The sequence below is a fragment of the Pseudomonas rosaeacicularis genome (genome assembly GCF_057128745.1).
Genome location: NZ_JBSKHT010000007.1, coordinates 163,776 through 187,750, shown reverse-complemented (window position 1 = coordinate 187,750; position 23,975 = coordinate 163,776). Strand labels below are relative to the sequence as shown.

Annotated in this window: 19 protein-coding genes; 4 read left to right on the top strand and 15 right to left on the bottom strand. The window is 60.5% G+C overall.

All coding sequences use genetic code 11. The features are described 5' to 3' along the window. Nucleotides 1–397 precede the first annotated feature (397 nt). The 8 genes from ACWKWM_RS11150 to ACWKWM_RS11115 form a co-directional block, all read right to left on the bottom strand. The gene (locus ACWKWM_RS11150) at nucleotides 398–1,582 is read right to left on the bottom strand and encodes a type III PLP-dependent enzyme (protein WP_483846197.1); all 1,185 of its coding nucleotides are present in this window, start codon (nucleotides 1,580–1,582) and stop codon (nucleotides 398–400) included. After that, nucleotides 1,579–3,339, bottom strand: coding sequence for an IucA/IucC family protein (locus ACWKWM_RS11145; RefSeq protein WP_483846196.1), 1,761 nt, complete (start codon nucleotides 3,337–3,339; stop codon nucleotides 1,579–1,581). Before ACWKWM_RS11145 ends, ACWKWM_RS11150 begins: the two co-directional genes overlap by 4 nt. Then, on the bottom strand, nucleotides 3,336–4,478 hold the full coding sequence (locus ACWKWM_RS11140; protein WP_483846195.1) for an MFS transporter: 1,143 nt from the start codon (nucleotides 4,476–4,478) through the stop codon (nucleotides 3,336–3,338). Before ACWKWM_RS11140 ends, ACWKWM_RS11145 begins: the two co-directional genes overlap by 4 nt. Next, on the bottom strand, nucleotides 4,463–6,244 hold the full coding sequence (locus tag ACWKWM_RS11135; RefSeq protein WP_483846194.1) for an IucA/IucC family protein: 1,782 nt from the start codon (nucleotides 6,242–6,244) through the stop codon (nucleotides 4,463–4,465). The genes ACWKWM_RS11140 and ACWKWM_RS11135 overlap by 16 nt, the downstream gene beginning before the upstream one ends. Then, nucleotides 6,241–7,440 carry an ATP-grasp domain-containing protein gene (locus ACWKWM_RS11130; protein ID WP_483846193.1) on the bottom strand — a complete coding sequence of 400 codons (1,200 nt, stop codon included), beginning with the start codon at nucleotides 7,438–7,440 and terminating at the stop codon, nucleotides 6,241–6,243. The genes ACWKWM_RS11135 and ACWKWM_RS11130 overlap by 4 nt, the downstream gene beginning before the upstream one ends. Nucleotides 7,441–7,515: 75 nt before the next feature. Further along, nucleotides 7,516–9,621, bottom strand: a complete 2,106-nt coding sequence (locus ACWKWM_RS11125) for a TonB-dependent receptor family protein (RefSeq protein ID WP_483846275.1) — start codon at nucleotides 9,619–9,621, stop codon at nucleotides 7,516–7,518. 11 nt (nucleotides 9,622–9,632) lie between these two features. Further along, a complete protein-coding gene (locus tag ACWKWM_RS11120) occupies nucleotides 9,633–10,424 on the bottom strand; it encodes an HpcH/HpaI aldolase family protein (RefSeq protein ID WP_483846192.1) in 792 nt (263 codons plus the stop codon). 233 nt (nucleotides 10,425–10,657) lie between these two features. Further along, a complete protein-coding gene (locus ACWKWM_RS11115) occupies nucleotides 10,658–10,816 on the bottom strand; it encodes a DUF3309 family protein (RefSeq protein WP_020290439.1) in 159 nt (52 codons plus the stop codon). A gap of 295 nt (nucleotides 10,817–11,111) precedes the next feature. Here ACWKWM_RS11115 and ACWKWM_RS11110 point away from each other — a divergent pair, with 295 nt between their 5' ends. From ACWKWM_RS11110 to csrA, 4 genes are all read left to right on the top strand, one after another. Beyond that, nucleotides 11,112–11,489, top strand: a complete 378-nt coding sequence (locus ACWKWM_RS11110; RefSeq protein WP_483846191.1) for a DUF2784 domain-containing protein — start codon at nucleotides 11,112–11,114, stop codon at nucleotides 11,487–11,489. 104 nt (nucleotides 11,490–11,593) lie between these two features. Next, nucleotides 11,594–12,409 carry an SDR family oxidoreductase gene (locus ACWKWM_RS11105; protein WP_483846190.1) on the top strand — a complete coding sequence of 272 codons (816 nt, stop codon included), beginning with the start codon at nucleotides 11,594–11,596 and terminating at the stop codon, nucleotides 12,407–12,409. A gap of 83 nt (nucleotides 12,410–12,492) precedes the next feature. Further along, on the top strand, nucleotides 12,493–12,825 hold the full coding sequence (locus ACWKWM_RS11100; RefSeq protein WP_483846189.1) for a YnfA family protein: 333 nt from the start codon (nucleotides 12,493–12,495) through the stop codon (nucleotides 12,823–12,825). Nucleotides 12,826–13,015: 190 nt separating this feature from the next. Next, nucleotides 13,016–13,228, top strand: a complete 213-nt coding sequence (csrA, locus tag ACWKWM_RS11095; RefSeq protein ID WP_483846188.1) for a carbon storage regulator CsrA — start codon at nucleotides 13,016–13,018, stop codon at nucleotides 13,226–13,228. A 15-nt stretch (nucleotides 13,229–13,243) separates the two neighbouring features. Here csrA and ACWKWM_RS11090 read toward each other — a convergent pair whose 3' ends face one another. The 7 genes from ACWKWM_RS11090 to ACWKWM_RS11060 all read right to left on the bottom strand — a co-directional run bounded on the left by ACWKWM_RS11090 (nucleotide 13,244) and on the right by ACWKWM_RS11060 (nucleotide 23,242). After that, a complete protein-coding gene (locus tag ACWKWM_RS11090) occupies nucleotides 13,244–13,474 on the bottom strand; it encodes a YheU family protein (protein ID WP_483846187.1) in 231 nt (76 codons plus the stop codon). Between the two features lie 198 nt (nucleotides 13,475–13,672). Beyond that, entirely contained in the window at nucleotides 13,673–14,863 is a 1,191-nt protein-coding gene (locus ACWKWM_RS11085) for an osmoprotectant NAGGN system M42 family peptidase (RefSeq protein WP_483846186.1), read from the bottom strand. 139 nt (nucleotides 14,864–15,002) lie between these two features. Then, a complete protein-coding gene (ngg, locus tag ACWKWM_RS11080; RefSeq protein WP_483846185.1) occupies nucleotides 15,003–16,751 on the bottom strand; it encodes an N-acetylglutaminylglutamine synthetase in 1,749 nt (582 codons plus the stop codon). A 3-nt stretch (nucleotides 16,752–16,754) separates the two neighbouring features. After that, the gene (locus tag ACWKWM_RS11075; protein ID WP_483846184.1) at nucleotides 16,755–18,527 is read right to left on the bottom strand and encodes an N-acetylglutaminylglutamine amidotransferase; all 1,773 of its coding nucleotides are present in this window, start codon (nucleotides 18,525–18,527) and stop codon (nucleotides 16,755–16,757) included. A 486-nt stretch (nucleotides 18,528–19,013) separates the two neighbouring features. Then, nucleotides 19,014–20,102: a lipocalin-like domain-containing protein gene (locus tag ACWKWM_RS11070; RefSeq protein ID WP_483846183.1), complete on the bottom strand. Its 1,089-nt coding sequence runs from the start codon at nucleotides 20,100–20,102 to the stop codon at nucleotides 19,014–19,016. Next, entirely contained in the window at nucleotides 20,092–22,572 is a 2,481-nt protein-coding gene (locus ACWKWM_RS11065; RefSeq protein ID WP_483846182.1) for an ABC transporter permease, read from the bottom strand. Before ACWKWM_RS11065 ends, ACWKWM_RS11070 begins: the two co-directional genes overlap by 11 nt. A 1-nt stretch (nucleotide 22,573) precedes the next feature. Beyond that, on the bottom strand, nucleotides 22,574–23,242 hold the full coding sequence (locus tag ACWKWM_RS11060) for an ABC transporter ATP-binding protein (protein ID WP_483846181.1): 669 nt from the start codon (nucleotides 23,240–23,242) through the stop codon (nucleotides 22,574–22,576). Nucleotides 23,243–23,975 lie beyond the last annotated feature (733 nt).

Below are 23,975 nucleotides of genomic sequence, written 5' to 3'. Positions count from 1 at the left end.
GGCCTGACACACCGCAGCGTCTGGCTCGCCAACAAGTTGGCTCCTACAGAGGCAGCGGCTGGCCTGACACACCGCAGCGTCTGGCTCGCCAACAAGTTGGCTCCTACAGAGGCAGCGGTAGGCCTTACACACCGCAGCGTCTGGCTCGCCAACAAGTTGGCTCCTACAGAGGCAGCAGCTGGCCTGACACAACGCAGCGTCTGGCTCGCCAACAAGTTGGCTCCTACAGAGGCAGCGGCTGGCCTGACACACCGCAGCGTCTGGCTCGCCAACAAGTTGGCTCCTACAGAGGCAGCGGCTGGCCTGACACACCGCGTCGTCCGGCTCGCCAACAAGTTGGCTCCTACAGAGGCAGTGGCGTGCCTGACACACCGATACGGGATGGGAGAACGTTTGCTTAGCCCTCGATAAACACCTTCAGCGGCGGCTCGTGCATCAAGAAGTTCTGGTGCGAGATGTTCCAGGCGTAGGCCCCCGCCAGGGTGAACACCAACAGATCACCTATGGCCAACTGCGCCACCGGTTGTTGCCGGGCCAGTACATCCTTGGGCGTGCATAACTGCCCCACCAGCGTGACCCGTTGATCGCTGATCTGCGCCGCACTGTCGCCGCGCACCACCGTGAACGGATGATCGTGGCCTTGGGCGGCGGGCGTGCGGAAGTGATGCGTCCCACCGCGTCCAATCGCGAAGAACTCACCGTGGCTGCTCTTGATGTCCAGCACCTGCATGACGTAGTAGCCGCAGGCCGCGCTGATAAACCGCCCGATCTCGAAACGCACGCGGGTCGCGCCCATTCCGTATTCGTCGATCAGTTGGTCCAGACCCTGACAAAACCTCGCCCAATCGAAAGACTGCGCCACGTCCTGGTAATTGATGCCCATCCCACCGCCGACATTCAGCACCGGCAGTTGCAGGTCGTGATCGGCGCACAGCTGGCGGAAAGTCAGGAAATAGCTGCGAATCAACTCAAGGTGTGCATCGACATCCAGCTGATGAGACAGCAAATGAAAATGCAGCCCTTTGAGCTCCAGCGACGGCTCTTCGCGCAGCACTGTCAGCGCGCTGGCCAGACCGTCTTCATCCAGGCCGAACGGCGTGGGTTTGCCGCCCATGACCAACCGGCTCTGCGGCACCTGCGCCAGCTTCAGGTTGAGCCGCAGCATCACCGGCGCTCGCACCCCACGTTCACCGGCAATGCGCGCCAGACTTCGCAACTCGTTCACGCTTTCTACATGGAAAGCCGAAATCCGATACTCCATGGCGACCTCAAGCTCATGGTCGAGCTTGCCGGGGCCTCCAAAGATCAGTGGCTGGTCCGGGCATTGATCGTGCAGCCACTTGAGTTCACCGCCGGACGCGGCTTCGAAACCGTCGACCCACGGCGCCAGGGTTTTCAGCACTGGGGCTTCCGGGTTGGCCTTGGCGGCGTAGAACAATTCGCAGTTTGCAGGCAGCACCTGCCGCATCGTCTTGATGTGCTGCTCAAGGGCGGACAGGTCGTAGAGATAGGCGCAAAGCGGCGTTTGCTGTTGTGCCTTCAGTTGTTCGAGGCGTTGCGTGACAGAGGCAGGCAGGTTCATGCGCGCATCCTCTTTGCCGTGATTGCCAGCGGGCTGGGCAGGGAGGTGTAACCGGCGTCGCGGTCGGCGCGTTTCATCAGTCGCGTCATGAAGTTTTCCTTGCTCGGGAACGGCGCGCCAGCGCACAGCTCACGCAGTTCTGGCGGTTGGCCGAGACGAACGGCTTGCGCCTGCAACAGCGCTGCAATGCTCGCCCACAGTTGTCGTTCCAGCGAGGCGCTGCCGTTGGCCAGATGGAAGATGGCTTCGCCCAGATTATTCACCAGTGCGCAGTAGCCCACTCGTTGCCAGGCCTTGTCGGCGCTGTAGTACACCGAGCTGCGAGTGCGTTCATCCAGCGCGATCAAACGCTTGGCGGGCCAGATTTCCGGGACGAGCTTGGTGCCTTCCAGGTCGCGAATCCACACGTGGGTCGGTAGCCCGTCTTCAGCGAAGCCGATCACCGTGTTCTGCAAATGCGGCTCCAGCACCACGCCCTGACGGAATAGGCAATACAGCACGCCGCCGAGCATTTGACTGGCGTAGGCGTCCAGCCAGTTCAGCGTGGCCTGCTCGAGACTCAGGCCCGCGTTGTCTGCGTAACGCTGGACGTGTTGGCTGCAAACGCTTGTGCCCTGCTGATCCCAAGTGAACAGCGCCATGGCCACCTGGGGCTGGTATCGCTCGCGGTCAGCGACGGGCAGGTTTTCCCGGTACACGATGCCGAAACACTCGGTGACCTCCCGCGCCTCGTCCAGCGTACCCAGCGCGCTGAGGTCCAGGCTGGTGGCGCTGGGTTCGGCCATTAATTTGAAGCCCGGTTGTTCGGTCTCAAGCTCGGTCATGATCGGCGCGAGCAGACGGGTCAGCGCCACCGCGCTGTCCAGTTCATACCAGGCGTTCTTGCGCACGCAATTGGTCAGGCGCACGTGCATGGAGAACTTCATGAAATACGCCAGTTGCGGGTGGTACAGCGTGCGCACCGAAGACGTTGGGTACATCGGCTGGCCCAGCGGACCGAGGTACTCGATCAAGCCTTGTTCCTGCGCGCGGCGCACCAGTGGATCGGCGAGCACGCGAGCGACTTCCCACGGGTGGCAGGGATAAGCATCGTCGCGTCCCGAGAGCTGACGCAAAGACGCGCGTGGGTCGTTGCCCTGATGACGAATCAGCGCCGGATCGACCTTGAACCAGTGCAACTGAAAACGCGCACCGACTTCCGGCGAGCAGGCCAGCAAATCCTCATGAGAAATGCCCTCCCGCGATTTGGGCGTCGGATGCAGGGCATGCCCCCACAATTGATGTTGCTCGGAGGACAGCAGGCTGTCTGTGGATTCGTTGGCCGGACGCGCATGGCGCAAAAAAGTCCGGGTGATGTGCAGGCTGTTGGCGACTTGCTCCAGCATTTCACCTACCCGCTCGGCGCCGCTCAATGGCGTGCACAGCAGGCGCGCCAGATCCTCGGCGTCCAGTGGGCGCCAACTCTGATTGTTGCCTTTGAAATATGGCGCGCTGATGTAGTGGCAGCGACCCAACAGACTGGCGCGATCGATGCGTACGACCAGCCGACCAGCCGGCAGCCGAATGCTGATGCAGCGGCCATGGGCCTGGCGCAGGCTCATCGGCAGATCTGGCGTCTGATCGTCCAGGCTGGCTTCGTTGCGGGGCAGTGCGTACTCGCGCAGATAACAATTGAGCAGGCATTCGATGGCGTGGCGCTGGGCTTCGCCATCCAGTGCGCGGTCTTGCAGGGACAGGGTATTCAGAGTGAGTGTCATGCTGGAATCTCCCGGGCAGTTATCAAAAGAGGGCGCGCCAGCAGCAGGGCCGCCATGGCCGCAAGGCACGCAACGAGGAAAGGTGACGCGATGCCGCAGGTCTGGCTGACCAGCGCGGCGCTGACACCGGCAGCGGTACCGGCCCATTTGCCGCTGGAATCGAACCAGCCGAACATCCGGCCGGAACTGCCTCGGCGGCTGCGCTGGCTCAGGCAGCGATGCAGCCCGACAAAACCGAGCAACATGCCCGCACCGCTGAGCAGGCGCAGAACGAACAGCGAGTCGGCCTGAGCACTCCAGAACTGCAGCCCGTTGCTGATCGCCAGCAGCGCAAGCCCCGGCAGCAGCAGATTGCCCTGATGCTTCTGAACCCAAGGCAGTGCGAGCAGATAAACCAGATGCGGCAGGCTGTAGAGCAGGCCAATCAATGTGTCGTTGGCGATACCCAGGTGTTCGCCGAAGGGCACGAAGTAGGGGAAGGTCACGACCATCGAAAAGCTGAACAGAAACTGCACCGCCAAGAGCCGCGGCATGTCTTGGGGAAGCTCGCCGAGGGCTGCGGCTTTCTTGCCGTTCAGGGCGTGTTTCGGTGTGTCATCCGGCAGTGCCAGAATCAGCACGAACGCCAGCAGTGGCAGCCACGCCAGATAGCTGTACAAACTCAACCCCAAGCCATGTGAGGTCAGCAGACCGAGCAAAATCGGGCCGCTGATCATTGCCAGTCGCGCCGAATACTGCGTCCAGTTGAGAGCGCGAGACAGATCGCCGTCCTTGAGCTGAGTTGAAAGGTAGGCGTTGGACGCCGCCATCGCGCCGCCGAACGTGCCCTGAATGATCAACGCCACAACGAACACCGTCAGATTGGGGCTGAACCCTGCCAGCAGGAAACCTGCGAACAGACCGGCGTGAGCACGCAGCAACGACAGACGACAACCGTTGCGATCAGCCCAGCGCCCCCAGACCGGCGCGGCCAGCGCCGTACACAAAGTCGGCAGCACGAACAGCACGCCGATGGCCCAGCCGGGTGTGTCGGGTGCCAGATCGGCCAGGATGCGCGGCAGGTAAATAGGGATACCCAGCGCAGTAAACGCCGACAGGTAATGCCCCAGCAAAACGCTGGTAATCAGACGCCGCTGCATGGCGCGTCCTCCAGCAGGAAGTTCGCCGCGCTGTAGCCGTAGAACTTGTTGATATCACTGGCACCGGAATGCGCTTTGCTGAACAGGCTGCCAGCGCTGAGCAGGTATTTGACGGGCAGTTTCGGGCTGTCCAGCAACCAACGGCGAGCATCGTCGCAGTCGATGCCTGAGGCTTCCAGTTGCAGGAGGCAACTGTTGAATCGCTGGCGCAACGTTCTGTACAGATCGGTTTGCGACGCCAGACCCGCAGCAGCGATCGCCTCCAGGATCGCCACGATGTTCAGCTGCAAGGTGATGGTGCAGAACATCTCGGCCAGCGGCTGGCTGCTGTCCACGCGAATGCGCTCGTCGTGCAACGCCCTCGGCAAATCGGCAAGATCGGGGCAGGCCTTAGCGAAGCGTTGCGGCCACAGGCGGGCGGCATCGTTGTCCTTCATCAGCAAGCGCAGGGGCTGACCCTGCTCGAACATCAATACGGCGTTCTGCTGGTTGGCCTCCAGCGCAATGCCGTAGCGCAGCCACAGCCGAAGATGAGTCTGCAGCAGCACATCTAGATACTCGTCGAGCCAGGTTTGCAGCGATCCCCCATAAAAGTGTTCCACCAGTTGCTCGACGAGCAGCCGGCCATCGGCGAGCGGGCTGGCCAGCGCTGCGACGGGCACCAGCGTGGTGTTCTCCAGACCGGTCGGGTAGCGCCGCACGATGTACGCCAGGTGGCGACTGTCTGCAGCATGCCCGCCGTGTTTTTCATCAACGTGCACATAGCGTTTACCCAGCTGCGGGTCGCGCTCGGCCAGCGTTTGAAGGGTGGTCTGGAACCAATGCCCGTCATACAGCGTGCTCGGTTTTATCAGGCGCAGATTGCGCGCGCCCAAGGTGCTGACCAGCAACGGCAGTTTGATGTGCCATTGAGGATGATCGCTGCAAACCACCGTGCGCACTGACAGTGTCGGCTCCACGAGCATGGCAGTGCGTGGCGCCTTTAGCGTGCCGTCGGGCAGCCCGTAGTGCGCAAGAGCGCTCCAGGTCAGCGGGTGCACGGGCAGTAATGAGTGGCTGTTTTGCAGCGTCGGCAACAAACCTACGTCCGCAAAGTCCGGCCAGTGCGCAGGCTGTGGGCTGGTCAGGGTCAGGGCGTCCTTGGGAATCGCCAGCCAGTTGAGCTCAAAGCGGGGCGCAAACTCTGGCGCGTAGCCTGTCAGCGCTGCGCTATCGAAGCCGCTTTTGGCCCGGGCCGTCGGGTAGAACGGGTGATCGAGATAGCTCGCCAACTGATCGATTTTGAGCAGCCGCTGCGACCAGTGCGCAAGGTTGGGTACATCGGCCAGCGCCGCGCAGTGTTGGCGATACGCTTGATTACACAGGGTCCGGTGTTCGGTCGCGCAGTCGGCTTCTTTCAGGTACGCCGCGAACAGGCCCAGACTTTCTTCGTCCAGGCCATGGCTCAGATGCTCCAGCCAAAGGCGATAACCTCGCTGAACCTCAGGTTTGTTGTCGGGCGATATCTTGAGCCAAGTGTCGCCGGCGCCGGTCCAGTCCTGCAGCGGATAGGCTTTGCTCACCGGCAACCACAGCTCATCGATGCCCAAATGGGCAATGCGCAGCCAATGGGCGTGCGGCTGACCGGGTAACAACGGCTTCAGGTGTTCGGGCAGCGGGCCGAGCTGTCCTTTGCTGACGATCCCCCGGATGTCTTCGCGCAGGCAGCAATCGATGATGCGCCGAGTAATGAACGCCTGATCGGCGTGCTCTGGATGCAGGCTCATGCGACGACCCACTTCAGGTCGTTGAGTGTCTCATTCAGTTGGTTTTCCAGGCTGGCGTCATCCGGTGCGATCAAGCGCAGCACGCCGACGTAGTCCTTGTTGGAGTGGCTGATGGTGAGGGTGTCGCCCGCGTTGTGCAGCGCGCGGTAATCCCACCAGTGGCCGTCACGTTCCAGATTGAAGCTGGCGGCGGCCTGATCCAGACGACCCGAGCGATCGGCAACCAGGTAATGAACGGCTGCTTTTGCGTGTGCCGGTTGCGCGTCCACCAGAGGCTCGCCCAGGTGCAGCGCAATGATTCGGTCAAACCAGCCTTGTGGCAGCAACCGATCCAGCAGGAACTCACGACCGTCGCCGATGCTGCGATAGTTGATTTCCACCAGCACCGGGCCGTCAGCCGTCAGGATGAATTCGCTGTGGCAGACGCCGAAGTTGATGCCGAACGCGGCGACTTGGGCCAGGGCGACGGCGCGTTGTGAGCGGCTGAGCTGGCCGTTCCAGCGCGCGGCGAGTTCAACGAAATAGGGCGGCGGCGACAGTGTCACGTCAAAGCCGCCGACGGCTTGAAAACTGCGTCCGTCGCCCAGGGTTTCAAGGGTGAACAACGAGCCTTCCATGTACGCCTCAAGCAGCAGCGCCCGGTCCGGTTGTTGCTGCCAGAACTGCTCGCAGTAGGCGCTCAGCTCGGCAGCGTTGTAGCAAAGTTTCACGTCCAGACTGGCAACACCCTCACGGGGTTTGGCCACAATCGGCCAGGGCGCGTCGCTCGGCAGTTCGGCGTTGGCTGTCAGCACCTGAAACCAAGGGCCGGGCAACCCCAGGCGTTGCATGCGCTCACGCATGGCCGCTTTGTTTTTTGCCGCATGGCACAACTGCCAGTCCTTGCCCGCACATTCAAACGCCTGAGCCACGATCGCCGTCGCGGTCTGCAGGTGGTCGCTGTTGGAAAACACCGCAGCCGGTTGCACGCCTTGTCCATTGAGCGTCTCGATCACGGCCAGCGGATTGAACACATCGCACTCGATCACCTGCAGGTCTTGCGGTGAGATGGACGACGTTGAAAGCAGGCGCCGATGTTCCTGGGCATGATCGGTAATGATCAGGATCTTCAGACCGCGCCTGAGCGCAGCAGGCAGAAAACCTTCGGTGATGGCGGGGTGAGCGACGTGGGCGAGGATGACGAATGGACGTTGCATGGCAGTTTCCCGGGGGCAGCAGTTGCCCGTCCCTGAGGATCGGGCAACTGGTTTACAGGAGCGCAAATGCGCGATTTAGAAGCGGTAGTTGACGCCTAAGGTGAGCGAGCGCTCTGGCGCGGGTTGACGACCCCAAGGGCTGGTGTCGATGCCGCGGAAGTAGTATTCGCGATTGAACAGGTTGCTGATGCCGGCCGACGCGGTCAGGACGCTCTTGTCTGCCAGTTTGAATTCACGGGCAATGGCGGTGTTCCAGACCCAATACGCGGGCAGTCTGCCCACGCTGGCAGTGGCGTCTTCATCGCCGGAGTTGGCGGCATCGGTGTAGGCGCTGCTGACGTACAGGCCATCGAGGTTGTAGGTCCAGTGCTCGGCAAACCGATAGCGGCCGTCAACCGTGAACTGATTGCGCGAGGAGTACGGCACTTCGTTGTCTTTGTACGTGCCCTTGCGTTGTTTGGCGTCGAGGTACGCGTAGCTGGCGTGCAGCTCCAGGTCGCGTAGGGCTTGCGGGGTCCAGAAGATTTCGGTTTCAAAACCCTGATGACGGGTGCTGCCGATGTTGTCGAAGCGATCGGTCGTGGCGTTGTAGACGATCTGGTCATCGAAATCGATGCGGTACAGATCGAAGTCCACGCGCAGACCGTCCCATGGGGTGTAGCGCACGCCGGTCTCGTAGTTCCACGCAAGCTCGGCACCGACATCGCCTTCCTTGACGATCTGCGTGACTTGCGGCGGGCGCAGGGACTTCTGCGCGTTGCCGTAGACATACCAGGCGTCGGTCGCCTGATAACCTACGGTCAGCCCCGGCAGCCACTCTTCGGATTTGTTCTCGCGATTGAATCCGGTGATGCCGTCGCTGTAGTCCATGCGCGCGTTTTCGTAGCGCACGCCGGGCGTGATGGTCAGGCGATGATCCATCAGGCTGATGGCGTTGCTGAGGTAGAACGCGCGGGCGTCGTCGTCGAATTTCCAGTCCCGGAACGGCGTGGTGTTACCGGTGGCCAGGCTCTGACGGTTGACCTTGTAGTCGATGTCTTCGCTGACATAACGAGCGCCCAGCAGCCAGGTTTGCCCGACGGTATCGCCGTCGACGGTCGCACTGATGCGCGGTTCGGTGCCCCACACTTTGAAGTCCCGCGGGCCATCCTGTTTGGTCACCGAGGCGCCGTCCGGAGTAAACGGCAGGCCGACCACGAAATTGCGATAGCTGTCGTGGGCGAAGTTGGTCCAGCTGACTTCCACCGAGTCAAACGGCCCCATAGCGCCAAGACGTTGGGTGTAAGTGCCCCAGACGCGATTGGTGTCGCCTTCGAAGCGGTCCAGTGGCCGGGTCGATTGCCGTGAATCGTGTTTGTAATCCTGCACGCTGAGTGCGCCCGCCAGGTCCATGTCCGCCTTGTAGCGCTGGACACCGAAGCTCAGGTCGCGGTCCTCGTCGATGTTCCACTGGCCACGCAGACGGTAGTTCTGCACGTCGGTGTCGGAATGCTCGCGAGCGGATTCACCGCTCAGGGTGTTGAGGTCCAGTTGCAGGCCGAAGTTTTCAGTCAGATAGCCACCGGTGCCCAGGTAGCTGTCCCACAGCTGGCGACCGCCCGCGTTGAAGGTGGTCTTTTCCTGCAGGGTGGTTTCCCACTTGTGAGGAATGGGCTTACTGATGAAGTTGATCACACCGCCAACGTTGTTTGGACCGTATTGCACCGCTGCGCCTCCGCGCACGATATCGATGCGATCGACCGTCGCCATGGTCATCGGGAACAGCGAAAGGCCGGTCTGACCGTATGGCGCCAGCGCCAGTGGAATGCCATCGGACAAGGCTTGAATCCGGCCACTGCGGCTCTCGTACAAGCCCCGTACTGAAATCTGCGGCAAGGCGCCGGTGCCGGTTTCGTCGAAGATCTTCACGCCCGGCACCCGCTGCAATGCGTCGTCCAGGCCTCGCGCGCTGGCTTTTTGCAGTTCGCTGGAGTCGACCACGCTGCGGCTGCCGGCGTAGGTGCGCACCTCCTGATCGCTGGCACGTCCAAGCACGTCGCCTTGAATCGTGATGGGGGCCAGCGTGACATCGTTGGCAGCGCCGCCGGACAACTCCAGCGGCTGATCGGCGCCCATGGCGCTGTGGCAAATACCCAGTGTCAAAAAGCTCAGTGAAAAGCGCAGTGACAGGGGTGTTTTCATCATTCTTGTTTTCATAGCGGATGCGTTGGCTCGTTATTGCTGTTGGAGAGAGAGTGCAAGCGGGTTTTCAACGCGTTGAACAGCAAACCCCGGTCTTCACCCGCCAGAAAACTGCGGACCCCGCGAGCACGCCAGACCGCGTTCTGTTCGGGCGTGCGTGGATTGGCGCAGAAAGGCAGATCGGCAGCGCGGCAGGCATCAGCCATGTCTTGCAGCGCTTGCCAGACGTGTTCGTTGAGCGGGTCAGGGCCAAGACCCAGATCGAGGGACAGATCCAGCGCGCCCTCCATGATCATCCCGACGCCAGGCAGGCGCAGGATTTCGCCCAGCGCCTGAACGCCGGCGCGGCTTTCGATCATGGGAATGATGGGGGTCTGACGGTTGGCAAGATCGATGTATTCGGTCAGTGACAACTGTCCGAATCCGGTGATGCGTCCGCCAGTGATTCCGCGTTTTCCAACGGGCGGAAAGAAAGCGGCGTCGATGGCGCGTTGAACCTGCGTCGCGCTTTCGGCGCGTGAGAGGACAATGGCTTCGATGCCGGCGTCCAGTGCTCTGCCGATGAGTTTTTCATCGACCTGGGGTATGCGCAGCCAAGGCGAAATTCCGGCGGCTTCGCAGGCCCGAACACAGTGCATGATGTCTTCTTCGGAGCGCAGCAGGTGCTCCACATCGAGGATCACGAAGTCGTAGCCTGCGAACGCGATCATTTCGCAGAGCAGTGGCGACGGCAACGAATTGAGTAAGCCGTAGACGTTTTTCCCTTCATGCAACCGGGCAAAAACGGGAGAGTTTCTTATCACTGACACAGATCCCTATGGTCGGATTCGGCGCCAATGATAATCATTCTTGAATGTAAGTAAATGTTTTTTCTGTTACCCAATGGTGGCGCTGATGATGGCTTCGGCCAGCGAACCTCACGCGATTACCGGGAAGGGGTAGTCTGTTTGCCGCATCCTGCTGACAAGGCAGCCCAGATTCCAGGCATAAAAAAACCCCGCCACGTGGCGAGGTTTTTTTCAGGTGTTGCCGGCGGTCATATCCTGCCGAGCAATACCAGAATCAGCAGAATCACCAGGATGGTGCCGATGATGCCCGACGGGCCATAACCCCAACTTCTGGAGTGTGGGAATACTGGCAGACCGCCGACTAGCAGCAAGATCAGGATGATGATAAGAATTGTGCCGATGCCCATGTCGTGAGTTCCTTCTTTTGCACTTGGTAGATAGCGATACGTGCAAACTTTCCGCGAATACTGCTAAAAGTTTTGCCGCCTGAAACATCCGACTCTGCGCGTTCGAGAAAAGTTCTTAACGGTTGAAATAAAAATTAACATTCTATAAATATCGAACAAAATCATATGCTTGCAACTAGATTGCCATGACGGAAATATCAAATTATCGCTGCTTTAAACTGCAACTTACTGCGGTTTCCAGCGGAACTAAAAAATCGGCCACGGGTCCGGTCTGGCCACAAATAGGTAGCACGCTATGAGTTATCGTCTGGCCGCTGACACTGTGGTCGTGTTCCATCTTCTATTTATAGTGTTTGTCATGTTCGGCGGACTTTTCGCGCTGCGCTGGAAATGGCTGATCGTACTTCATCTACCCGCCATGGCGTGGGGGATGAGCGTGGAGTTTTTGCATCTCTACTGCCCGCTGACGCCGCTGGAAAATCTGCTGCGAAACAGGGCCGGCGAGAGCGGATACTCCGGTGGCTTCATTGAGCATTATCTGATTGCGCTGATCTACCCGGTGGGCCTGACGCCAGCCATTCAAGTGTGGTTGGGCGCGAGTGTGCTGTTGGTCAATCTGCTGGTTTACGGCGTGTTGCTCAGGCGTTGGAAACGTCATCGGGTGGGTAGCTGAGCCTTCGGTTTGCCTTGCATATTCAGCGGGCTGATGGATGCGTTGTAGGACAATCTCTCTGGTTAAACTGGCACTCACTTCATCGCACTCACAAGGCAATCCTCATGCAAAATCGCATCATGATCACTGGCGCCGGCTCAGGCCTGGGTCGCGAAATCGCACTGCGCTGGGCGCGGGAGGGCTGGCGGCTGGCGCTCTCGGACATCAGCGATGAAGGCCTTCAGGACACCCTGAAATTGGCGCGCGAAGCCGGTGGTGAAGGATTCGTACAGCGTTGTGATGTGCGTGATTACAGCCAGCTCACCGCATTCGCACAAGCATGTGAGCAAAAGCTCGGTGGCATCGACATCATCGTCAATAACGCCGGGGTCGCGTCGGGCGGCTTTTTTGGCGAGCTGTCGCTGGAGGACTGGGATTGGCAGATCGCGATCAACCTGATGGGCGTGGTCAAAGGCTGCAAGGCGTTCCTGCCATTAATCGAAGCGAGCAAAGGCAAGATCATCAACATCGCCTCGATGGCTGCGCTGATGCAGGGTCCGGCGATGAGCAACTACAACGTGGCCAAGGCCGGTGTGGTGGCGTTGTCCGAAAGCCTGCTGGTGGAATTGCGTGAGCAGGAAGTAGGCGTGCACGTGGTCTGCCCGTCGTTTTTCCAGACCAACCTGATGGATTCGTTCCGTGGGCCTACGCCGGCGATGAAGGCGCAGGTTGGCAAGTTGCTGGAAAGCTCACCGATCAGCGCCAGCGAGATCGCCGACTACATTTATCAACAGGTCGGCGCGGGCGAGTTCATGATTCTGCCCCACGAGCAGGGGCGCATGGCCTGGCAGGTCAAACAGAAAAATCCCCAATTGATTTACGACGAAATGGCGACCATGGCCGAAAAGATGCGCGCCAAGGCGAGACAGGGGAGAGCGTAAGACGCTTCGCTAGATGTGCTTGAACCTGCGCCATTTCTGATAGGGTTGTCGGCATCTGCCTGCAGTCCTTCAAGAGAATCATCGTGCTCAATTACCTGTGGTTTTTTCTCGCCGCGCTGTTCGAGATCGCGGGCTGTTATGCGTTCTGGATGTGGTTGCGCCAAGGCAAAAGTGCTTTGTGGGTGATCCCCGCGCTGATCAGCCTGACACTTTTCGCTTTGTTGCTGACCCGCGTCGAAGCCACCTACGCCGGACGTGCTTACGCCGCTTACGGCGGCATCTACATCATCGCTTCAATTGCCTGGCTGGGCCTGATCGAGCGGGTTCGTCCTTTGAGTTCGGACTGGCTTGGCGTCGGTTTCTGCATCATAGGCGCAACCATCATCCTGTTCGGGCCGCGCTGGTCGGCTTCCTGAGCTAACCGTAAGGTGAAAAACCCTACACGGATTCGACGGATTGCTGACGCAAACCCGCTTTTGTAGGACGGGTCTGTCAGGCGCGGTCGATAAGGTTTGAAGGGCATTACTGATTTTGGTGCGGTGCATTGAAGCGTCCCCGCCAGCGCGGCAACCTGCGTTCCTGCTAGTGAACAAGGGAGTAGGAAAAATGCTGGTACTGACGCGGGAAGTGGGTGAGACCTTTTCAATCGGTGATGACATTACCATCCAGATTCTCGGGATCAACGGGCATCAGGTGCGGCTAGGCATCGACGCGCCGATCCATATCAAGATTCATCGCACTGAAGTCTTCAGGCGCATTGCCGCCAAGCTTGAGCAAATGGCCGCACAGCAAGCGGCGGCAGGGCAACAGCCCAAGTGACCACGAGAGCGGTGATCATGACTCGAAAAATTCCTTGGGCACATCACGCTTGAGCATCAGTTGGCATTGCTGACTGTCGAGGTCGAAGAAGATGACCGCCTGGCCTTTGCTCAGGGCGTGACGCACGCGCAGTACGCGGGTTTCAAGGGGAGTTTCATCGCCATTGTCGGTGCCGTCACGGGTCACGAAGTCCTCGATCAGGCGCGTCAGTGTGTCGGCTTCGAGTTGGTCGTAGGGGATCAGCATAAAGTTCTCGTGGCGATGGCGGGAGCGAAGGTGGGCGATGCTAGCGCGAGGCGGGGTGTGAGGCTACCCGCCTTACGGACCTTTCCCACGATTATTCGGCCACACGCTGACTTGTAGGAGCCAACTTGTTGGCGAGGCGGTTCAGCGTGGTGTCGGGTTTATCGCCTCGCGAATGAATTCGCTCCTACAGTTCTGAGGTCAGCGGTGCCCCACCAACGTATCCACCGCCGGCACTCTGGTGTCGGTTTCCATCTGCGCGTCGTGCTCAAGCTGATGGCTGAAGTTTTCCAGTGACGCATTGGCCGGCTGCGCATCGCTGGCGAACACCGGCGGGCTCATGATGTAAGCGGTCAGCAAACGGCTGAGGGTGTTCAGGCTATCGATATGCGTGCGCTCATAACCGTGGGTCGCATCACAACCGAAAGCGAGCAGGGCAGTGCGGGTGTCGTAACCGGCAGCAATCGCCGAATGCGCATCGCTGTAGTAGTAACGGAAGAGGTCGCGGCGCACGGACAGTTCTTTTTCGGCGCCAAGGCGCAGCAAGTGCCGCGACAGATGATAGTCATACGGCCCGCCCGAATCTTGCATCGCCACACTCACCGCGTGTTCGCTCGAATGCTGACCAGGCGCGACGGGCGCGATGTCGATGCCGACAAATTCACTGACGTCCCACGGCAGACCACCGGCAGCGCCAGTCCCGGTTTCCTCGGTGATGGTGAACAGCGGGTGACAATCGATCAAAGGCTCCACGCCGCTGTCGACGATGGCTTTCAACGCTGCGAGCAGTGCCGCGACGCCTGCCTTGTCGTCCAGGTGGCGCGCGCTGATATGCCCGCTGTCAGTGAATTCCGGCAATGGATCGAAGGCTACGAAGTCACCGATGTTGACGCCCAGCGATTCGCAATCGGCGCGTGTGGCGGAGTAGGCGTCCAGGCGCAATTCGATGTGGTCCCAACTGATCGGCAGAGTGTCGACCGCAGTGTTATAGGCGTGCCCGGACGCCATCAGCGGCAAGACACTGCCGCGGATCACACCGGTGTCGGTGAAGACACTGACGCGGCTGCCTTCGGCAAAGCGGCTTGACCAGCAACCCACTGCAGCAAGGCCCAGACGACCGTTATCTTTCACTTCACGCACGCTGGCACCGATGGTGTCCAGGTGAGCAGACACCGCGCGATCGGGGCTGTTTTGCTTGCCTTTCAAGGTCGCGCGAATGGTCCCGCGCCGAGTCAGTTCAAACGGAATGCCCAACTCCTCCAGACGCTCGGCAACGTAGCGCACGATGGTGTCGGTAAAGCCTGTAGGGCTCGGAATCGCGAGCATTTCCAGCAGGACTTTCTGCAGGTAATTCATATCCGGTTCAAGGATTTTCTGTTTTGCAGTGGTCATGGGGATACTCCTGAATTCGGAAAACGGCACAACTCCTGTAGGAGCGAACTTGCTCGCGAGGCGGTAACAGGCGCTACAACGATGGCGAGGCCAGCGACGTTCTCGCGAACAAGTTCGCTCCTACAGGGAGCGCGGCAGATCAGCCATGCACAGGCAGGCTATGAGGAAACAACAGGTCAACAAAGCGCTCGGCTGTAGGCTGCGGCTCGTGGTTGGCCAGGCCGCAGCGTTCGTTGGCTTCGATGAACACATATTCGGGTTGATCGGCAGCGGGGACCATCAGGTCCAGGCCGACGACGGGGATGTCCAGCGCTCGGGCGGCGCGAATGGCTGCGTCCTTGAGCACAGGGTGCAAAATCGCGGTCACGTCTTCCAGCACGCCACCGGTGTGAAGATTGGCCGTGCGCCGTACTGCCAGTTTTTGATCGGCAGGCAATACGCTGTCGAAGTCAAAACCGGCATCGGCAACGGTGCGCCGAGTCTCTTCATCCACCGGGATCTTGCTCTCGCCCCCGGTAGCTGCCGAACGACGGCGACTTTGCGCCTCGATCAGTTGCGCGATGGTGTGCTTGCCATCGCCCATGATTTCGGCGGGGCGTCGGATGGCCGCTGCCACCACGTCAAAACCGATCACCACGATGCGCAAATCCAGACCCTGGTGAAAGCTTTCCAGCAGCACGTTGGTATCGAACGCTTTGGCGCGTTCAATGGCCGCCTGCACCTCATCAATATCCCGCAGGTCGACTGCGACCCCGTGCCCCTGCTCGCCATCCAGCGGCTTGACCACGATCTTTTCGTGCGCATCAAGAAAGGCCTGAACGTCATCAGGCTCGCCCGCCAGCTGCTGAGCTGGCATTTCAAGGCCCGCCGCTTTCAAGCAACGGTGGGTCAGGCTTTTGTCCTGGCACAGCGTCATGCTGACAGCGGTGGTCAGGTCGCTCAACGACTCACGGCAACGGATTTTCCGCCCGCCGTGAATCAGCGTGAACAGCCCGGCAGGGGCATCATCCACCTGCACTTCGATGCCACGACGATGGGCTTCATCGACGATGATCCGCGCATAGGGATTGAAGTCCGCCTGCGGGCCGGGGCCGAGGAACAACTTCTCGTTGATGCCGTTTTTGCGCTTGATCGCAAAGGTCGGCAGAGTGCGAAAACCCAGCTTGGCGTAGAGGTTTTTCGCTTGCTCGTTGTCGTGCAGCACTGACAGGTCCAGATAAGCGAGGCCGCGGCTCTGGAAATGCTCAATCAGGTGCCGCACCAGCACTTCGCCGACGCCAGGCCGTGTGCATTTCGGATCAACGGCCAGGCACCACAGGCTGCTGCCATGTTCCGGGTCGTTGAAGGCCTTTTGATGATTCAAGCCCATTACACTGCCGATCACTGCGTTATTGCTTTCGTCTTCGGCGATCCAGTAAACCGGGCCGCCCAAATGACGCGGGGTCAGCAGCGCTGGGTCGATGGGCAGCATGCCGCGCGCCAGATACAGATTGTTGATCGCTTCCCAGTCGGCCTGATTTTGCGCACGACGAATGCGATAGCCGCGAAACACCCGCTGCGCTGGACGGTAGTCGCTGAACCACAGGCGCAGCGTGTCCGACGGATCGAGAAACAGCTGCTGCGGCGATTGCGCCAGCACCTGTTGGGGGGCTGCGACATACAAAGCGATGTCGCGTTCGCCAGCCTTTTCGTTGAGCAGATCACTGGCCAGCGAGGCCGGATCGGGATACGTGTGGCCGATCAGCAGCCGGCCCCAGCCGCAGTGCAGCGCTAAGGGCTCGGCGCTCTGATCACTGCCGTCTTCAGCCAGGCGCGCCTGCAGTCGTTCATAAGACGGCGACTGGCCGCGCAACAAACGTTGGTTATGAAAAGAGGCGTTGGCTTTCATCGGTCAGAGTCCTTGTTCGCTGAGCCACAGGTTCAGCGCTGCGAGCTGCCACAGTTTGGAGCCGCGCAGTGGGGTCAATTGACCTTGGGGATCGGTCAACAGCTTGTCGAGCATGTCCGGGTTGAACACGCCACGGTCCTGACTCGGGTCGAGCAGCAGATCACGCACCCAATTAAGGGTGTCACCTTGCAAATGCTTGAGGCCTGGCACCGGGAAATAACCTTTCTTGCGGTCAATCACTTCCGACGGAATGACCATCCGCGCTGCTTCTTTAAGTACCTGCTTGCCACCGTCAGGCAGCTTGAATTTGCCTGGCACGCGGGCCGACAGTTCGACCAAGCGGTAATCGAGAAACGGGGTGCGGGCTTCAAGGCCCCAGGCCATGGTCATGTTGTCCACGCGTTTGACCGGGTCGTCCACCAGCATCACGGTGCTGTCCAGACGCAGGGCTTTGTCCACCGCCGCATCGGCGCCGGGCATGGCGAAATGATCACGCACGAAGTCGCCTGCTGCGTCGTTCGGCGTCAGCCATTTCGGGGTGACGGTAGCGGCGTATTCGTCGTAGCTGCGGTCGAAAAACGCATCGCGATACGCGGCATAGGGATCGCTCGCGCCATCGACCTGTGGATACCAGTGATAACCGGCGAACAGTTCGTCCGCGCCTTGACCGCTCTGCACCACTTTGCAGTGCTTGGCCACCTCGCGCGACAGCAGGTAAAACGCGATGCAATCGTGGCTGACCATCGGCTCGCTCATGGCGCGAAATGCCGCCGGCAGTTGCTCGATGATCTCACTCTCGTTGATGCGTAGCTGATGATGATTGGTGCCGTAATGCTTGGCGATCAGGTCCGAATACTGGAACTCGTCACCGCGTTCGCCGCCAGCATCTTGAAAACCGATGGAGAAGGTCGACAGGTCCTTGACCCCGACTTCACGCAACAGACCGACCAGCATGCTCGAATCGACGCCGCCGGAAAGCAGCACGCCGACATCGACCGCAGCACGTTGACGAATGGCGACTGCTTCGCGGGTGCTGTCGAGCACGCGGTCGCGCCAGTCTTCCAGCGTCAGGTGTTGCTCGTCGGCATGAGGGCCGTAAGGCAGCGTCCACCAGACTTTCTGTTCGGTGCTGCCATCGGCCTGAACACGCATCCAGGTGGCAGGCGGCACTTTTTCAACGCCTGCCAGCAACGTGCGCGGTGCAGGGACCACGGCGTGGAAGTTCAGGTAGTGGTTCAGCGCAATCGGATCAAGCATCGGACTGATGTCGCCGCCTTTGAGCAGGGCGGGGAGGGTCGAGGCGAAGCGAATGCGTTTGTCGGTGCGCGACAGGTACAGCGGTTTGACGCCCAAGCGATCGCGGGCGATGAACAGCTCGCGCTTGTCACGCTCCCAGATGGCGAAGGCAAACATGCCGTTGAGCTTGGGTAGCATGTCGGCGCCCCAGGCGTGATAGCCCTTGAGCAGCACTTCGGTGTCGCCGCCTGAATGAAAGGTGTAGCCCAGCGCTTCAAGCTCGGCTCGCAATTCCGGGAAGTTGTAAATCGCGCCGTTGAAGGCCAGGGACAGGCCCAGATGGCTGTCGATCATCGGCTGCGCCGAGCCGTCCGACAGGTCCATGATTTTCAGGCGCCGATGGCCCAGGGCAATCGGCCCTTGGCTATGGAAACCCCAGGCATCCGGCCCACGAGGCGCCAAATGATGGGTGATTCGTTCTACTGCGGCGAGGTCCGCAGGTTGATTGTCAAAGCGTAATTCGCCAGCTAGTCCGCACATAAAATCCTTACCGGTTTTCCGTTGGGGAACGTGGACGGGGAGTCCGGCCACCCAAAGACTGACCTACAGGATTTGTGAGAGTTTTAGAACGTTCGGTTATAAGCGCGCAACGCTCCTTGGAGGAACGCGCAATACATGCGGGAGCGGACTCGTCCGCGAATTTGGTTTCCTGACGCAAAACTAGTAGGAGTAAGCTTGCTCGCGATAGATTTCCACGCGCTGTAGGTGTGTCGGCCCCACCGGCCTCTTCGCGGACAGGTCCGCTCCCACGGGTTTTGTGTCCGACGCCACGGCCGTCATCGCCAACAGATTTCGGCGGATTCTCGGCAGCCTCGCTCCCACCGGATATGCGTAGCATGCAAGTATCAGCGGCGCCGCCGATCAAATGTGGGAGCGACCTGTTCGCGAAGACGGTGGTTCAGACGATAGAGATGTATCGGGTGTACCACCGCCTTCGAGCACATTGAGTGCTCAGGTTTAGCTCTGTTAGTACCCCGTCATCTCCAAATACCCCACACCTTTATGACTGCCACTCAACGTCACCGGTCCTTCCCAATACGGTATGCGCAGGTTCATCCAGGCATTTGGGTTGAGCGCCGTTGTGATGATGTCTAGACCCTTGCCGGGGATTTTCACCGACCAGCGTGTTGGCATTTTGTGGCCGGCTACGTCGGTGGTGGCGGTTGGCGTCAGGCTGATGTCCTTGCCCGCGAGCTGTTCGGTACTGCCATCAGCATTGATCCAGGTCCCGGTCAGGTACGGATCACCCTGTTTCTGGCGCATGCGGTAGAGCATCACTTGTGCGCCGTCCTCCAGATGGACCGAAAACCAGTCCCAACCCGTTTGATGGGCGGTCAGCGGCTGGCTGCTCCATTCCCGGTCCAGCCAGGCCGAACCAGTCACCTGATAGGTTTTTCCGTCAATCGTCACGCTACCCTCGGCGTCGAAAAACGGTTGGCTGTAGTAATACGACGCCTGGCCTTCTTCGGATTTCTGGCTGAAACCCTGATTGCCCTGCAACACCAGCGGCTTGCTGGAAGTCAGGTGCAGCCGATAATTAAATTGCGGACCGCTGGCCTGCAAATGCATATCGGCCAATGGATTTTCTGCGCTGGCCTGGCTGCTTAACGCCCACTCATCAATCCACGCTGAGAAGGGCGAAAGCGTCACCCCAGCCTGCTCAACGCCGCCTCGCGCATAGCGTTCAGTGGCGTGGTGCGCGTTAGCCGAGGTCACGGCCGCATGGCCCATCCACAGGTTGCGATTTTGCCAACCCTGATCGTTGCCGACCGCCACCGACGCGCGCGGCAGGGCGCTGCGAAACAACGTCCATTGCACCCCGAAAGGCTGGCCCTTGTCGTCCTTGAGGTTGGCGGTGATGTACCACCACTCGATTCGAAACCCATCGTGGGGACCGTGATCATCCGGGAACACAAAGCGCTTGCCCGGCGTGACTTGCGCGTAGCTGGCCGCATCGTCAGCCAGCCCGGCAAAGCCTTTTTCGTCAGCGGACTTGTCGTCGCAACCGCCCAGCATCAGCGCGGCAAGGAAAAAGCCCGCCCAGTTAATCCTCATTGGCGAATGTCCTGAGCAAGTCGGCCGGTTGCGTGCGAAACAGCCGATACAGCGGCCACGCCGACGCCAGCAATGTGGCCAGTAACGCCAGCGCCATTAACTGCAGTAGTTGCAGCGGGAACACCTGCAACGGCAGACGCCAGCCAAAGGCCTGAACGTTGATCACCGTGTCCAGACACCACGCCAGCAGCAGCCCGAGCGGCAGCGCCAACACAAGCGTCAACACCGCCAGCAGCCAGGTTTGCGCCAGGTTCAGCAGCATCAACTGGCGCCGCGTCACCCCCAATGCCCACAGCGGCGCCAGCTGTCCAAGACGGCTTTGGCTTTGTGTCAGCAGGCTGATAAACAACGCCACTCCCGCCACGCCCAGGGTCAGGCTATTGAGTGCGCCCGTGGCGGCGAAGGTGCGTTCGAATATCTGGCTGGACCAGGATTTGAGCTGCCGCTGATCGATGATATGGCTGTCGTCGAGCTGGAACTTGTTGTGCAGCAAACGCAGCAGCTGCGGCACGGCAGGGGGATCGATGCGCAGATTGAAACGGTTCGGCGTCAGTTGCGGCCAGTGACCCAACAGGTGCTCGGCGTTGACCAGAATGTGGCCCTTAGGATTGCCGTAGTCGGCGTAAATGCCCACCACCTTTAGCGGCCATTCACCGTCCGGCGCTGGCAGCTTCACCTCGTCGCCGACCCCAACCTTGAGGCGCCGCGCCAGTTGTTCGCTGAGCATCAGCGTGTCGTCCTTGGCCAGTTGCGCCCAGGCATCGCCGCTTACCGATTCCAGCAGCGGCCAGTGCTGGCGGTAATTGGGGTGGTCGATGATGCCGTACAGTTCAGCCGGCCAGCCATTGAGCTGGATCGACACCTGCCAGTTGGGAAGCACGGCAGAAATCAATCCTTGTTGGCTCAGCCATGTTTGCAGCGGTATGGCCTGAGCAGCATCGGTGGGGTTGATATACAGCTCGGCAGTCAGGCGCTGCTCAAGCCAGTTATTGAAGGTCTGACGGAAACCCGAGGTCATGCTGCCTGCGCCGATGTTGGCCGCCATCGCCAGCAGCAATGCCATCAACGCAAGACTCAGCGCGGGCAGTTGCTGACGGCAATCGGCGAGAAACCATTGCCCCAGCACTGAACGGCTGCGGCCCAACAACCCGTTGAGCAGCCCATTGAGCAACACCGGCAGACCCAGCGCCGCACCCAGCAGCAGGCTGGCCATCAGCACAAAACCCATCGCCAGGCTGTCGCCCAACAGCACGGCACACAGCGCGATGATGATCGCAGCCAAGGCAATCCATCCCTGACGGCGCAGCCAGCGCGAATGCTCCTCGTGCCAGGCCTGCGCGTTGGCCAGCGCCAGTAGTGGCAGGCGGGCGGCGCGCAGCAAACTGTTGGCACCGGCAAGAAAAGCGCCCAGCAGGCTCACGCCCAGACCACTGAGCCACCACAGTGGGCTGAGCGTCAGTTGCCCGGCGACTTCGGCGCCATACAGACCCCGCAGGCTGGCGGCGACATCGGGGAGCAACACGCTCGCCAGCCAATACCCGCTGATGACCCCGGCTATACCTCCCAGCAACGCCAGCGCGCCGAGTTCGACCGCAAGGCTGGTGATCAGCAATCGGGCGCTGACACCGCACGCCCGCAAATTGCGCAGCAAGCCGCGCCGTTGTTCCAGGGCCAGACCGATGGCGGCGTGAACGATGAACAGCCCCACCACGAACGACAAGAACCCCAATGCATCGAGGTTCAGGTGGAAGCTTTCGGTGAGCCGGGCCAGATCGTTTTCTTCGCCGCTTTTTTTGAGCACCAATTGCCGCGCTATGTCATCCGGTAGCGGCGGTGCGTGGGCGGCGAAATCCTTGGGCAATAAGAGCTGCGAGACCTGCTGCGGCAGGTTCAGCAGTTGCTGAGCGAAGCCGATGTCGACCAGCAGCAAACCGGGCGCCATGTCGGGTTGCGCGTGTAATGGCGGCAGGGCTGCGCCGGACTCAGTGAGCGGTTGATCGCCCTCGTTCAGACCTAAAGTTTTGAGGGTCTGCGGCGCGATCCAGGTGCTGCCAGGTGGGGTGAAGAAACTGACGATCTGCGCAGTGTCCAGCGTCTGGCCCGCCAGCGCCGTGCCGTTGGGCATCGACACCGGTTCGATGCCCATCAGTTGCAGGCGCTGATCGGGGTGGCTTTTGAGCGCGATTCGTCCGCGCAGAACCGGGGAGACAGGCCATCCGGCGCGACGCAGGCTGACGAACAGTGCTTGGGGGAACGGCGCACCATTGGCCGACGCGAGGCTGATCTGCGGTTCGCCGCCGATCAATTGACTGGCCTTGGCGTAACTGTCCCGCGCCTGACTGTTCAGCGCCTGCACCCCGGTCAGCAAGCTGGTCGCCAGCCACAGGCCAGTGAGCACGCTGAAAAACTGCACGGGATGACGGCGCCAATGGCTGAGCAAGGCGCGCAATGTCCAGTAGAACACCTGCATCTCAGCGTTCGCCTTCTGGGACCAGACGCCCAAGACGCAACAAGGCTTGCCGCGACAGGCGCGCTGCTACGCGAGGACTGTGGGTGACCATCAGCAAACTGGTTGGGCTGTCGGCGAGCAAGTCCAGCAGCAATTGCAGCACGTCATCGCTGGTGGCTTCGTCAAGGTTGCCGGTGGGCTCGTCCGCCAGCAATAACGCGGGGCGAGAGGCGAGGGCGCGGCCGATGGCAACACGTTGCTGTTGACCGCCCGACAACTGTTCCGGATATCGCTTGAGCAAATCCCCCAAGCCCAGACGCTCGACCAATTGCGCTTGCCATTGCGGCTCGTAACGCCCGGCAAGTCGCGCCTGAAACGCCAGGTTGTCTTCGACCTTCAGGCTGCCGATCAGGTTGAACTGCTGGAACACCAGACCGATTTGCGTGCGCCGCCAGTTGGCCAGTTGCGCTTCATTCATCTGATCCAGACGCTGGCCCGAGATTTCGATGGTGCCGCTGTCCACTTGGTCCAGACCGGCGACCAGATGCAAAAGCGTGCTTTTGCCGCTGCCCGATTCGCCCATCAATGCCAGGCTTTCGCCCTGTTCCAGATGCAGATCCGCCCCTCGCAACACCGCCAGCGGGCCTTGCGCCGTGGCATAGCTTTTAAACACGCCTTGGACTTGCAGCATTCGGAAATTCGCCTGAAGTGGGGTGTGGCCGAGGATAGCGGATTCGTCTGGAGCAGACCTGCTGTAGGAGTGAACTTGTTCGCGAGGCGTTCAATCTGTCACACCGCATTCACCGCATTCACCGCATTCACCGTATTACTGCCGGTTCCCGGCAGATCGCCTGCAAGCAGGGCTCCTACGGGCTCCGCCCAGAATCAAAAGCCTATGATTTGCGCCAATCACCTGCCTAAGGACAAAATCGACTGCGATTATGCAGCGCCGCCGTCCTGCTTCTGCCGAAGGCGTAGGAGCTCTCGGAGGTTACGACGGCAGCGATGGGCTGGGCACCAGCCCTAAACCAGCCACCTCGGTATATCTAATGAATCCAGTGCTCCGGTTTTGCTGCCGGTTCCCGGCAGATCGCCTGCAAACGGAACGCCGCCCGGCAGGGCTCCTACGGGCTCCGCCCAGAATCAAGAGCCTACGGCGAAGCCGATTGAGGTATATGCCGCGCCGCCGTCCCGCTTCTGCCGAAGGCGTAGGAGCTCTCGGAGGTTACGACGGCAGCGATGGGCTGGGCACCAGCCCTAAACCAGCCACCTCGGTATATCTAATGAATCCAGTGCTCCGGTTTTGCTGCCGGTTCCCGGCAGATCGCCTGCAAGTAGGGCTCCTACGGGCTCCGCCCAGAATCAAGAGCCTACGGCGAAATCGATTGAGGTGTATGCAGCGCCGCCGTCCTGCTTCTGCCGAA

Coding starts and splice junctions, on each gene's coding strand:
- ACWKWM_RS11150 (WP_483846197.1), bottom strand. CDS start 1,582: ATGAACCTGCCTGCCTCTGTCACGCAACGCCTCGAACAACTGAAGGCA.
- ACWKWM_RS11145 (WP_483846196.1), bottom strand. CDS start 3,339: ATGACACTCACTCTGAATACCCTGTCCCTGCAAGACCGCGCACTGGAT.
- ACWKWM_RS11140 (WP_483846195.1), bottom strand. CDS start 4,478: ATGCAGCGGCGTCTGATTACCAGCGTTTTGCTGGGGCATTACCTGTCG.
- ACWKWM_RS11135 (WP_483846194.1), bottom strand. CDS start 6,244: ATGAGCCTGCATCCAGAGCACGCCGATCAGGCGTTCATTACTCGGCGC.
- ACWKWM_RS11130 (WP_483846193.1), bottom strand. CDS start 7,440: ATGCAACGTCCATTCGTCATCCTCGCCCACGTCGCTCACCCCGCCATC.
- ACWKWM_RS11125 (WP_483846275.1), bottom strand. CDS start 9,621: ATGAAAACACCCCTGTCACTGCGCTTTTCACTGAGCTTTTTGACACTG.
- ACWKWM_RS11115 (WP_020290439.1), bottom strand. CDS start 10,816: ATGGGCATCGGCACAATTCTTATCATCATCCTGATCTTGCTGCTAGTC.
- ACWKWM_RS11110 (WP_483846191.1), top strand. CDS start 11,112: ATGAGTTATCGTCTGGCCGCTGACACTGTGGTCGTGTTCCATCTTCTA.
- ACWKWM_RS11105 (WP_483846190.1), top strand. CDS start 11,594: ATGCAAAATCGCATCATGATCACTGGCGCCGGCTCAGGCCTGGGTCGC.
- csrA (WP_483846188.1), top strand. CDS start 13,016: ATGCTGGTACTGACGCGGGAAGTGGGTGAGACCTTTTCAATCGGTGAT.
- ACWKWM_RS11090 (WP_483846187.1), bottom strand. CDS start 13,474: ATGCTGATCCCCTACGACCAACTCGAAGCCGACACACTGACGCGCCTG.
- ACWKWM_RS11085 (WP_483846186.1), bottom strand. CDS start 14,863: ATGACCACTGCAAAACAGAAAATCCTTGAACCGGATATGAATTACCTG.
- ngg (WP_483846185.1), bottom strand. CDS start 16,751: ATGAAAGCCAACGCCTCTTTTCATAACCAACGTTTGTTGCGCGGCCAG.
- ACWKWM_RS11075 (WP_483846184.1), bottom strand. CDS start 18,527: ATGTGCGGACTAGCTGGCGAATTACGCTTTGACAATCAACCTGCGGAC.
- ACWKWM_RS11070 (WP_483846183.1), bottom strand. CDS start 20,102: ATGAGGATTAACTGGGCGGGCTTTTTCCTTGCCGCGCTGATGCTGGGC.
- ACWKWM_RS11065 (WP_483846182.1), bottom strand. CDS start 22,572: ATGCAGGTGTTCTACTGGACATTGCGCGCCTTGCTCAGCCATTGGCGC.
- ACWKWM_RS11060 (WP_483846181.1), bottom strand. CDS start 23,242: ATGCTGCAAGTCCAAGGCGTGTTTAAAAGCTATGCCACGGCGCAAGGC.